The organism is Marinobacter sp. SS13-12, from assembly GCF_030227115.1.
In the GTDB taxonomy this organism is placed as follows: Bacteria; Pseudomonadota; Gammaproteobacteria; order Pseudomonadales; family Oleiphilaceae; genus Marinobacter.
Genome location: NZ_JASSUA010000003.1, coordinates 60,797 through 73,278, shown reverse-complemented (window position 1 = coordinate 73,278; position 12,482 = coordinate 60,797). Strand labels below are relative to the sequence as shown.

Here is a 12,482-nt window from a genome sequence, read left to right as displayed (position 1 = left end):
CATGACTTTTACCCTGAGCAGTAAGCCCATTTCCGATACCAAAGCGGACTGCCTCGTTGTCGCCCTGCCGGAGAAAGGCGACTGGCCCGCCTCCACGACACAGGCCAACGAAGCCCTGGGCGGACTGATCAAGACCCTGCACAAAAACGGGGACGCCACCGGTAAAAACGCAACCACCCTGCAAATGCCCCTGGACGGCCAGCCCTGGGCACGCCTGCTGGTGGTTGGCACCGGAGCGGACAAAGACCGCACTCCCGCCAATTATCGCAAGGCATTGATTGCCATGGCCGGCCAGATCAAGGACGGCCCTTCGAAACACGTACTGGTAGGCCTGGGCGACACCCTGGTGACCGGTGATGACGCCACCAGTTCGGAAGCGGCACGCCTGAACCTCATCGGCCGTACTCTGGAAGAGCAGCTCTACCGCTTCAGCGAGTTCAAGAGCGAGAAGCCTTCAGATCGCAAACTGGCAAAAGTTACCGTTACCGCCTCCTCTGCCGGCAAGGCACTGAAAGACGCCTTCAACCTGGGGCTGGCCACCGGCCGCGGCATGAATTTCACCCGCGACCTGGGCAACACACCGCCAAACGTCTGCCACCCCACCTGGCTGGCCGAGCACGCCGAGAAGCTGGCGAAAGAAAACGACGTTATCAAGACCGAGGTGCTGGACGAAAAGCAGATGAAGAAACTGGGCATGCACAGCCTGCTTTCTGTCTCTGCCGGCAGCGCCCAGCCCGCCAAACTGATTGTTATGGAATATCGGGGCGGCAAGGCGAAAGACAAACCCTACGTTCTGGTGGGTAAAGGCATCACCTTCGACACCGGCGGCATCAGCCTCAAGCCCGGCGAAGGCATGGACGAAATGAAGTACGACATGGGCGGCGCTGCTGCTGTCTTCGGTGCCATGAAAACCATTGCCGAAACCAAGCCCAAGATCAACGTAGTCGCTGTCATCGCCGCCGCCGAGAACATGCCCAGCGGCACCGCGACACGCCCGGGGGATATCGTTACCTCCATGTCCGGCCAGACCATCGAGATCCTCAACACTGACGCCGAAGGCCGCCTGGTGCTGTGTGACGCCCTCACCTACGTCAAGAAGTTCGACCCCGAAGTGGTTGTCGACATGGCCACCCTCACCGGCGCCTGCATTATCGCACTGGGCAGCCACGCCACCGGCCTGCTGAGCAACAACGACGAACTGGCCAACGACCTCCTGGCCGCCGGCGAACGCGCCGGCGACCGCGCCTGGCGCCTGCCGCTGTGGGATGAGTACCAGAGCCAGCTCGACAGCAACTTCGCCGACATGCAGAACATCGGCGGCCGCCCGGCCGGCACCATCACCGCGGCCTGCTTCCTGTCCCGCTTCGCCAAGGACTACCGTTGGGCTCACCTGGACATCGCCGGCACTGCCTGGAATTCCGGCAAAGCCAAAGGCTCCACCGGCCGCCCGGTACCCCTGCTGGTTGACTACCTGATGGCCCATGCCGGCAAGTAATCCCGGCGCCCAGGATGAAAGGAACCAGTCCTACTGGTTCCACATCCTCGCCCAGAACACCCCTGCTGCCCGCAACCTCCACACCGCCAAACTGGTGGCCAAGGCGCGGCAGCAGGGCGACCGCGTGGGCATCGTCTGCGACACCATGCAGCACGCCCAGGAACTGGACGACCTGCTCTGGAATTTCAGCCCCGACGCATTCATACCCCATAGCATCGTCCCCGACTCCGCCACTACCTGCACCGATCCCGTCGGGATATTACTTTGCCCGCCGGTCGCCGAAGACTGGGATACGGTCATCATCCTCTCGGCCACGTTGCCGGCGGATGCGGACCGGTTCAAGCGGTTGGCGTTGGTGGCTCATAATGACGAGTCGGTTCTTGCGCAGGCGCGGTCGCATTTCAAGCAACTGAGGGCGTTGGGGATTGAGCCTCGGGTGCATGATCAGAGGAAGCGGTGAGATTTTTTGCCTGATTTTAAGCCTTTTGTAGGACTGTTCGTTTGGAGGAGGAGCGGGGTGGTGATATTTATTTCCCTTGGAAAAGAACTCGCTGCGCTCGGACACCTTTTCCTGGCGGGAAATAAATATCACCACCCCACTCTTATAGGCCTATCCGATTTCTCCAGAGCTGTGCAGGGTCTGTCTGTGTTTTATCTGAAAGCGGGATATGCAAAACAGGCTAACAATCAAACCCAGGTAAAACCATTGAACACAGTCGAGACAACTCGGAGCACATAAGGGTATGGGGGTGGTTTGAATTTCAGGCGAGAAAAGGTGTCTGAGCGCAGCGAGTTCTTTTTCGTCTGAAATTCAAACCACCCCCGTACCCCTGCACCCCAAGGTTCGCCGCAACCCAGGTGAGCATGTATAATCGGCCATCTTGAATTTCCCTTGTGAATCAACCAAACGGTCACCAGTAGAAACCCATGGAAAAAACCTACCAGCCAGAAAACATCGAGCGCCAGTGGTACGAAAACTGGGAATCCAAAGGGTACTTCCGTCCCTCCGGCGAAGGCGAATCGTTCAGCATCGCCATCCCACCGCCCAACGTTACCGGCAGCCTGCACATGGGCCACGCGTTCCAGCACACTATCATGGACACGCTTACCCGCTTCAAACGCATGCAGGGCCGCAATACCCTCTGGCAGGTAGGCAGCGACCACGCCGGCATCGCGACCCAGATGGTGGTCGAACGCAAACTGGCAGCGGAAGAAGACAAAACCCGCTATGACCTGGGCCGGGAAGAATTCATCAAACGCATCTGGGACTGGAAAGAGCACTCCGGTGGCACCATCACCGGCCAGATGCGCCGCCTGGGCAACTCCGTGGACTGGGACCACGAACGCTTCACCATGGACGACGGCTTCTACAAGGCGGTTCAGGAAGTGTTCATCCGCCTGTACGACGAAGGCCTGGTCTACCGCGGCAAGCGCCTGGTCAACTGGGACCCGAAACTGCATACCGCCATCTCCGATCTGGAAGTGGAGAACAAGGAAGAAAAGGGCTTTTTCTGGCACCTGCGCTACCCGCTGGCCGACGGCGAGAAAACACAGGGCGGCAAGGACTACCTGGTGGTCGCCACCACGCGCCCGGAAACCATGCTGGGCGACACCGCCGTGGCCGTTCACCCGGAAGACGAGCGTTACCGACACCTGGTTGGCAAATTCGTCGACCTGCCTTTGGTGGGCCGACGCATTCCCATTGTCGCCGATAGCCACGCCGACCCGGAGAAAGGCAGCGGCTGCGTGAAAATCACCCCGGCCCATGACTTCAACGACTACGCCGTGGGCAAACGCAACAACCTGGTGATGATCAACGTCATGACCCAGGACGCCTCTATCCGTGATGTGGCCGAAGTGGTCAATCCCGATGGCACCGAGAACACCGACGTAGACGGCACCCTGCCCGCTGCCTATGCCGGCCTTACCCGCGAAGAAGCCCGCAAGCGGATCGTGGCAGACATGGACGCCGAAGGCCTGGTTGAGGCGGTGGAAGACCACGTGCTGAGCGTACCCCGAGGCGACCGTTCCGGCCTGGTCATCGAACCCATGCTCACAGACCAGTGGTTCGCTGACGCCAAGACCCTGGCCAAGCCTGCTATCGAAGCGGTGGAAGACGGGCGTATCCAGTTTGTGCCCAAGCAGTACGAAAACATGTACTTTGCCTGGATGCGCGACATCCAGGACTGGTGTATCTCCCGCCAGCTTTGGTGGGGCCACCGCATCCCCGCCTGGTACGACGCCGAGGGTAATATCTACGTTGGCCGCAGTGAGGACGAAGTGCGCCATAAGCACAGCCTTGCCGCGGACCTGGAACTGAACCAGGACGACGACGTTCTCGACACCTGGTTCAGCTCTGCCCTGTGGACCTTTGGCACCCTGGGCTGGCCGGACATCACTGAACGGCTGAAAACCTTTCACCCTACTGATGTGCTGGTCACCGGTTTTGACATCATCTTCTTCTGGGTTGCCCGGATGATCATGATGACCATGCACTTCATGAAGAATGAAGACGGCACTCCACAGGTACCCTTCAAGACTGTCTACGTCACAGGTCTGATCCGTGACGAGCACGGCGACAAGATGTCCAAGTCCAAGGGCAACGTCATCGACCCGCTGGACATGATTGACGGCATCGAACTGAATGACCTGCTGGAAAAGCGCACCGGCAACCTGATGCAGCCCAGGCTGGCCGAGAAAATCGCCAAGCGTACAAAGAAGGAATTCCCGGAAGGCATCACCGCCCACGGCACCGATGCCCTGCGCTTCACTCTGGCCGCCATGGCCACCACCGGCCGCGACATCAACTGGGACATGAAGCGCCTGGAGGGCTACCGCAACTTCTGCAACAAGTTGTGGAATGCCGCCCGTTACGTGTTGATGAACACCGAGGGCGAAGATTGCGGCGTTAACAACGAGCCGGTAGCACTCTCCCTGGCAGACCGCTGGATCATCAGCGAACTCCAGAGCTGCGAGCAGGACGTGATCCGCCACCTGGACCAGTATCGCTTCGACCTGGCGGCCTACGCCCTGTACGAATTTATCTGGAACGAATACTGCGACTGGTACCTGGAGCTCTCCAAGCCAGCCCTGAGCGACGACAACGCCAGTGCCGAGGCGAAGCGTGGCACCCGCCGTACGCTGGTGCGTGTGCTTGAGGCAGTTCTGCGCCTGGCGCACCCGATCATGCCGTTTATTACCGAGGAAATCTGGCAGCGTATCGCACCACTGGCCGGCAAGACTGGTGACAGCATCATGCTGCAGCCCTTCCCCCAGCCGGATGCGGGCAAGCAGGACGCCGCCGTTGCCGCCGATATCGAATGGCTGAAAGGCGTGATTGTTGCGGTACGGAATATCCGTGGCGAAATGAACATCTCCCCGGCAAAGGCCATCCCGGTACTGCTCCGTGGGAAAGCCCCGGAAGACAAGCGCCGGCTGGACGAGAACCGCCAGTTCCTGGCATCCCTGGCCAAGCTGGAGAGCGTGGAATGGTTCACCGACGGTGACGCCCCCATGTCTGCCACCCAACTGGTTGGCGAGATGGAAGTGCTGGTACCCATGGCCGGCCTGATCGACAAGGATGCCGAGCTCAAGCGCCTGGACAAGGAACTCGAGCGACTGCAGAAAGAGGTGGACCGGCTGGAAGGCAAGCTCGGCAATGAAAAATTCACCGCCAAGGCCCCGGCTGATGTGGTGGAAAAAGAGAAGGACAAGCTCCGGGATGCCCAGGGCAGCATGAGCCGTCTCACCGAGCAGCGGACTGCAATCGAGGCCATGTAAACCCAATGGGCCGGCACGGGGACAACCATCAGCTACCCGGGAATGGCCTGATTGCCATTCTCGGGGCCGGTTCCCTCGGCCAGTTGTGGGCAGGGTACCTGCCCACCGCCAAGGTGGCATTTGTACCTCGTCACAACGAAACCGCCGTTCCCTGCGCGGATTCGTTGAGCTACAGGCTTCAGCGATTCGACGGCTCTGCCCGGTCTGTGACCGTTCCCTGGTTGACCAGCCCCGCTGGACAACCTTCTTTGTTATTGGTCACCACCAAAGCCGGCGACACCCTCGGCGCCCTTGAGTCCCGACTACCCGATCTGCCACCGGACACGCCTATTGTGTTGTTCCAGAACGGCATGGGCAGCCAACAGGCTGTCGCCGATCGGTGGCCGCACCGCCCTGTTCTTGCCGCCAGCACCACCGAAGGCGCCAATCGCCCGGAGCGGGGCCAGACGATCCACGCCGGCAAGGGGGAAACCTGGGTTGGTGCACTCACAGACCGTGCAAGACCGCTTATAACGCCGGTAGTGAAGGCCCTGGCCACCAGCGGCCTTAAGGTCCACGGGGAAACGAACATTCACCAGAGACTCTGGGACAAGCTGGTGGTCAATGCCGGAATCAATGCCTTTACCGCTATTCTCGGCTGCTGCAACGGCGACATTCTGGATCACAGGTTCTATCTGCAGCATATAGAACCCTTGTGTGTGGAGATTGCTGCTGTCCTCAAAGCCGAGGGCTGTCAGCCGTTGGCGCCCGACACCATTCGTGAGCGCATCGAAACGGTCGCCCGACGCACAGCAAAGAACACATCGTCGATGCTGAGCGACCGGCAGCAGGGCCGGACCACCGAAATTGATTTCATCAACGGCTATGTGGCGCGCCGGGGGCAGGCGCTGGGCATTGACGTGCCAGTGAATCAAATGCTGACGGAGCAGGTCCGCCAGCTGACCCACGCCTCTGTCAGACCCTGAAGGCTTCCACAAGGCGCTGCAACGAGGCCGTCAATTGTGACATCTCGCGGGAGGACGCCAGAGTCTCCTCGGCGTTGTCCGCCGTTTTCTGGCCCAACACGCTGATCTGCTCAACGTTGGTATTGACGTTTTTCGCGACCGCAGACTGCTCTTCCGCCGCCTGGGCAATCTGGTGACTCATATCCACGATGGTGGAGATCCCCTGGGCAATCCGGTCCAGCGCCTCGGTGACCTCCGAGGATTTCCTGACCGTGGTTTCAGTCACGTCGTGGCTGTTGGTCATGGCTGCAACCGCTTCTTTGACACCGCTTTGCAGGCGGGAAATCATGCCTTCGATCTCTTCCGTTGACTTGTGGGTGCGCTGGGACAGTGACCTTACCTCGTCTGCAACCACGGCAAACCCACGGCCCTGCTCGCCGGCGCGGGCAGCTTCAATGGCTGCGTTCAGCGCCAACAGGTTGGTCTGCTGGGCAATCGCCTTGATTTCCACCAACACCTGGCTGATGTTGTCGCTGTCTCCGTTTACCCGGTTGATAACCTCCACCGCGCCGGAAATTTCGGTGGCCAGGCGATTAATGGTCTCAACGGTATCGGCGACCACTTCGCGTCCTCTCTCGGTATCTCCCTCGGCAGCGCTTGCACTGTCGGATACCCTGTGGGCGCTTTCTGTCACCTCATTGACCGCTTCCACCATCTGGCTCATGGCTTCATTGATCTGGCCGGATTCCTCCATCTGACGGGCCACTGCCTCACTATTGGCGGCTGCCGTGTCATTGACCCGGGTTGCCTGGCGATCAACATCCGATGTCGTGCCGCTGACGGACCGGATCAGCTCGGCGATCCGGTCCGTCATGCTGTTGAACTCGGTGGTCAGTTCCCCCAGTTCATCACGGTTATCCAGTTCGATGTGCGTCGTCATGTCGCCGGCAGCCACGTTGCGGGCCGCCTGACTGAAGCGGTTGATAGCGGTACGTACCGACATGAAGAAACCGACATAGAGATACACCACCACCAGCAGCACGAGCACAAGAGCAACAATGATGAATTGTCGCTGCTGAATCTCGCGATCCAGGCGTGCATTCAGGTTATCGCTGACCACATCGAAAATGCCGGCGGTAAAAGCCTCATAATGAACAAGCTGGCTCTCGACCGTGCTATTGAAATCCTGCCATGGCAACTCCAGGCGCATGGGAGTGATGACATCGCTATCAAGCTCATTCCGAATGCTGGTCAGGCTGTCTTCAATACCTTGCACGGCATTACCGGTATTTTCCGCCAGGGTGGGCGATGCATCGATTGCCACCGCGAGCGCGGGGCCAAGCAGTGATGCGCGATTGGTCAGCTGATCGTAAATTTCATTCAGCACGTCACTGAGGCCATAGCCCACCTGCCCCTCTATCAGCGCAAAAATGCCGAAAGCACGGGCCCGCCCGATGATGCTTTCGGCATCCGGCAGTGCCTCACGCACAAGCCCGAGCAACAGCAGGTTTTCCCGTGACGCGTCCTGGCCGAGGCCGGAGATCTCGATGGTGGCGGAGAGCATGGCCCGGACTTTCTGGACAAACTCCTGATAATACTTGAACTGGGGGTCGATGTTGCCCTGATAACTGTCGGTTGATTTCAGCGTTTGCCACTCTTCACGCAGCATTGCCACCTGTTCCGCCCAGTTGCCGGAGGTGTCGAACAGTGCGTCTGCTTCCGCCAACTCTTCCAGAAGTCTGTCAATCCGCTCAGCGGCCTCGTCCGATCTGGCGAGCAGCTCGTTGTCATCCTTGGTCTTTCCAGGCGACCGGTAATCGCGATAATCAAGCGAGGCCTGGAGGAGTGCATCCACTTTCTCAAGCTGCTCCAGACCTTCAACACCCCGGGTCATGGTATCTACCGACCGGTTCAACTCGCTGATCACCAGCCAGGAAAGGGCAACGATAGGCAGCAGGAACAGAACGCTGATCAGGCTGAACTTGTAGAACATCGGCAGCCGGTTCATCAACGACACTGCAGGCTTGATAAGCTGGTTCACGTATACCCCCACGCAAGGCGTCGAAAAAATGAAGCTTTATTCTATTTGTTTATATTTTCGACTAAAGTACTACAAACTTGAGTGTTTTTCGGAGTAAAAATGTAAATTTTATTAACACATCAATCTTATACGACCCCCGCGATCACCAGTAGAGCCAACACACAGATCCAAACCAGCATGCTGCGGTTCAGCAGATCCCTGATTGCATCCAGACTGCGGCGGCCATAATCGGCCCACTCGTCGGGGTGAATTTGCGAGAATCGCCCCGGGTCCAGCGCATAGCCTGTCAGCGCACCGTTCGCCGCCGCCATCAACACCTGATCCGTTTTCAGTGTTACACCGACCAGAACACGCTTCCCTTCGCTCATCCAGCCGGCAAGATCCCCGGCCACACCGAAGGTAAACGACAGTAAACGGGAGGGCAGCCAGTTCAGCACCTCTGCCAATGCCGCAAAGTCAGGCCTTGCTGTCACCTGTGGCCAGTGGTCGCGCAACGCAATGACCCCGCGTGCGAAAAATGCCGCTGCCGGGCCACCAATCACATACCAGAAGGCAATCAGGAAAAATCGCTCGAAGACATTGACCATCAGCGAACGTGACAGAATCAGGTGCATCTCGTCGGGAGAGGTGGCCGCACCTCGATCCCGGGCAGGGAGGCTATCCTTGATATGGTGCCAGGCGGCCTGCATGTCACCCCTGGCCCAGGACGCACTGTAGGCTTCCAATGGTGAGCGCCAGCCGGGCGCACCCATCAGCATCACCAGGAGCGCGAATTCCAGAGGGTAAGCCGCCATTCTCCAGCCCAGCTCCCTCAAATACCACTCGCTGGCGGCAAGCAAAACGGCCGGAACGGCAACTATGAGCAGCCCCCTCCATTTCACCGCTGCCTTTCCGGCGGGCACTTTACTGTTGGCACCAAAAGCAGCGCGCCAGAGGAAGTCCCCGGACCAGGCGTTCGCCGCATCCAGCTTGCGCCTGGTCAGGTACGCGAGCAGAAACACCACCAGTACCATCAGCCAACCCCCTCTGTTTGCTGACCGGCATCCAGCATCTGCCGGTAGTAGGACCAGTCAAACGCCGGGCCCGGGTCGGTTTTCCGGCCCGGCGCGATATCACTGTGGCCGGTAATCCTGTCCGGGGTGATTTCCGGCCAGGCCGACATAATCTTCTGCGACAGGTCCACCAGAGTCTGGTATTGGGCGTCGGTATAGGGGATGTCGTCCGCTCCCTCCAGCTCAATCCCTATCGAAAAGTCGTTGCACTCGTCCTCACCCTGGAAGCACGACCGGCCCGCATGCCAGGCTCGGTCCAACAGGCTGACAAACTGCACCGGCGAACCATCACGGTGGATCAGCAAATGCGACGACACCTTCATCCCGGCAATGGTCTCAAAATAGGGGTGCAGTGAAGCATCGAGCTGGTTGCAGAAAAACCGCTCTATAGCATTGCCACCAAACTGCCCTGGCGGCAGGCTGATGTTGTGAACCACCAGCAGGGAAATGGAGGCATCTTGTGGTCGCGGGCCGAAATTGGGTGACGGGCACCACCTGGCCGTGCTTATACGCCCGGTCCGGCGCAGCCTGGAGGCCGGGTTTTCCGAAGGGTCAATATCACAGTGGGAAGCGTTTTGTTCAGACAATGTGTTTCCAGCAAGCCGACGGCGGACGTTCTACAACCACCCGCCTTTGTTACGTTTGTGCCTGTGATTGAAGCACAAAGCGGCCGGCCTTGCTATCCAGTCAGTCGCCGGTCAGTCCTTGCGACTGCTGCGCAGGTTATCGATGATGGACTCCAGGGCGCGGTCAAAAATCAGGCCATCGTCAAGCATGGTAATTTCTTCCGCTGCCAGCGCTGTGGCCAGATCCTCACGCTGGTACTCAGCCACTTTCGCGCCACTGCGATTGACAAAAATGTACTTGCCCGTCGCCTTGATAAAGGCGGCCAGTTTACAGCGAATCTTGCCGCCGTCGCGAATCAGCTCGATCCAGGAGCCGACACGGAGGCTATCCGCACGGTCCAGCCATTGTTTATCGGGGCCACTGTCCGCCATTGGCGCTTCAGAAGGCTCGGCACTGGCAGCCTCTGCGACTGGTGCAGCCGGCTCAGGGGCCTGCAGCGGTTCCGGGATCTCCTGTGGTGGAGCTTCTGATTGCGTTTGTTGAGTGGCCTCCGGCGTAATGGCAGGGGGCGCCACTTCGGTCGTGTTTGCCTGCACCGGCGCTTCTTCAGGTGTGGGGCGTCGGGAAGTGGTCACCAGACGCTGGAACACATCCACATGGGCAAGCTCAAGGTCCCGTATGGCTGCGTCCGTTGCGAACGGGTCCCAGGCGATTTCCTGCAATGCTGACCTCAGCCCGTCCACGATGCCGGGAATTGCCCTCAGGAGTGCGCTCCGGGTGCCCTCTTCGACCGGCTGTGGATCAACGCTCCAGACCAATTGACGGGTCAGTGCGGACGCTACCTGCCAGCGTTCACTGTCTTCACCCTCGCGCAACACAATCCACTGAAGGTATTTTGCCCAGGCCTCATTCAGCAGCGTGACCACCTGGGGCGGCAGGTCCCGGCCGGCCATCTGCTCGCTTAGCAATGCTTCTGTGGCCTTCGAAGCCCTTTCCTGTTTGGCCCGACCCTCTTCCGCGTCACGAAGTCGCTGCTCCACCAGTTCCCTGCGCCGGCGGTCCAGGTCCATGAAATGACCAAAGTCGCTGAGCAGCTCGCTGAAGATTTCCACGTTGTCGGTGAATTCATTCAGCACGCGGTCAACAACGGATTCAATTTTTTCCCGCAAGGGGTCGCGCTGGCCGGCTCTTTTCTCGGTCCAGCCAATCGCTGACATGGCCAGTTCGTTCAGAAGCTTTCTGACCGGGTGTCCGCCGCGATTGAAGAAATTCTTGTCACTCAGGGCCACCTTCAACACAGGAATCTGCAAACGCCCGATGACCGCTTTCATGACGGGATGAAGCTGGCGATCCTCGAGGATAAAATCGAATAACATGGAGACCAGGTTGATAACATCGCTGTCTACCTGGCCGGCATTGAGTCTGCCTCCGGTTTCCGCCCTGAAAACCGGCTGCAGCTGCTGGGACAAAGGCACAACCTCACCCTGCCCCCAATGCACGGATTGCGCCTGAACGTCGCTCAACCGCGACATCAGGGTGCCGGTATCCAGTAATCCCGCCCCGCCGGCAGGCATGCCACCAGCGTCGCCCTGGCCCTGCCCCTGATGCAGCAATGCACTGAGTTCGGAGAAGGTGGCACGGACATCATCAGGCGGCGCCGTCAGCGGCCCCATCGGTTCCGAGCTCTGGCGTACTGACAATATGCCCCCACTCTGGCCGGATCCCGGAGCGGATCTGCCGGCAGGTGAACGACCGCCAACCGGCGCACGACGCATGTCTGGCAATACGCCTTCGGCGATCAGTGTTTTATTGGCATCTCTGTAGACATCTCCCAGGATTCCGACGAGCAGACGATCAAACAGTTTCAGCACCACCAGTTTGGCGCGAATGTCGATTTCCAGGTCTGTGCAGGCTTCTGCGACGCCGCCGCAAATCACTTCCGGGCTCAGTGGCATCTGGCTATCATCAAGTTTTACAGCCGGCACCAGGTGGGACACCCGGACATTCAGCAGCTTGATGGCCTCGGCGTGCTGGTTGCGAAGCTTGTTGATCAGGTTGTCGATGGCGACCTGTTGCTCCAGATCGGAGTGGTCCACCAGCGCCAGCGAATCCTGATCTACCTCGTCCAGGTTGCCGCTGCCACCACCCGGACGGAAGGACCCAATTTCATTGAAGGCACGGCTGACGTACTGAAGAACGGAAACCGTCATGTTCTTGCGGCGCAGCCTGAGTTCCCGCATCGCGTCGAAATAGGCAGTCTGGTCCTGATTGGTGCCAGCCTTGTCCGCCAGTTCGAACAGCGCGTCGTCCGCCTTGTCGAAAAAACCGGACATCACCGCCTTCAAGGACTGACCAGATACGTCACGCAGGCGCACCAGAGAACCCGGCAGGGAAAACCTGTCCGGCATTTTCTGGGCTTTAAGACTTACAACCTTGTTATCCTGCGCCATTCGGCTACTCCGGACAATGACTGGAGACGTGTGTTATTGCACATCTTAGGCCTTACCGACGTCACCTTGTGTCAGAATTTGTCACCTTTTGTGTTTAAGTGATGGCGGTCACAGTTTAGCATTCTGACTCACTTGTGTTTGGCGAATACCCTT

Annotated in this window: 8 protein-coding genes; 4 read left to right on the top strand and 4 right to left on the bottom strand. The window is 59.1% G+C overall.

Annotation, left to right across the window (positions count from 1 at the left end; all coding sequences use genetic code 11):
* Position 1 precedes the first annotated feature (1 nt).
* The 4 genes from QPL94_RS16250 (at position 2) to QPL94_RS16235 (ending at position 6,240) form a co-directional block, all read left to right on the top strand.
* Positions 2–1,495, top strand: coding sequence for a leucyl aminopeptidase (locus QPL94_RS16250; RefSeq protein WP_285358833.1), 1,494 nt, complete (start codon positions 2–4; stop codon positions 1,493–1,495).
* Complete coding sequence (locus tag QPL94_RS16245; RefSeq protein ID WP_285358831.1) at positions 1,482–1,955, top strand: DNA polymerase III subunit chi; 474 nt, start codon at positions 1,482–1,484, stop codon at positions 1,953–1,955. The genes QPL94_RS16250 and QPL94_RS16245 overlap by 14 nt, the downstream gene beginning before the upstream one ends.
* A gap of 467 nt (positions 1,956–2,422) precedes the next feature.
* Entirely contained in the window at positions 2,423–5,275 is a 2,853-nt protein-coding gene (locus QPL94_RS16240; RefSeq protein ID WP_285358829.1) for a valine--tRNA ligase, read from the top strand.
* 5 nt (positions 5,276–5,280) lie between these two features.
* Positions 5,281–6,240 carry a ketopantoate reductase family protein gene (locus tag QPL94_RS16235; protein WP_285358828.1) on the top strand — a complete coding sequence of 320 codons (960 nt, stop codon included), beginning with the start codon at positions 5,281–5,283 and terminating at the stop codon, positions 6,238–6,240.
* On the opposite strand, the gene QPL94_RS16230 is transcribed toward QPL94_RS16235, so the two are convergent.
* From QPL94_RS16230 to QPL94_RS16215, 4 genes are all read right to left on the bottom strand, one after another.
* The gene (locus QPL94_RS16230) at positions 6,230–8,260 is read right to left on the bottom strand and encodes a methyl-accepting chemotaxis protein (protein WP_285358827.1); all 2,031 of its coding nucleotides are present in this window, start codon (positions 8,258–8,260) and stop codon (positions 6,230–6,232) included. The two genes, QPL94_RS16235 and QPL94_RS16230, sit on opposite strands and share 11 nt — an antisense overlap.
* A 125-nt stretch (positions 8,261–8,385) precedes the next feature.
* Entirely contained in the window at positions 8,386–9,273 is an 888-nt protein-coding gene (locus QPL94_RS16225) for a histidine kinase (protein WP_285358826.1), read from the bottom strand.
* Positions 9,273–9,839: a 1,6-anhydro-N-acetylmuramyl-L-alanine amidase AmpD gene (ampD, locus tag QPL94_RS16220; protein ID WP_228263330.1), complete on the bottom strand. Its 567-nt coding sequence runs from the start codon at positions 9,837–9,839 to the stop codon at positions 9,273–9,275. Before ampD ends, QPL94_RS16225 begins: the two co-directional genes overlap by 1 nt.
* A 171-nt stretch (positions 9,840–10,010) precedes the next feature.
* Positions 10,011–12,329: a DUF1631 domain-containing protein gene (locus QPL94_RS16215; protein WP_285358825.1), complete on the bottom strand. Its 2,319-nt coding sequence runs from the start codon at positions 12,327–12,329 to the stop codon at positions 10,011–10,013.
* Positions 12,330–12,482 lie beyond the last annotated feature (153 nt).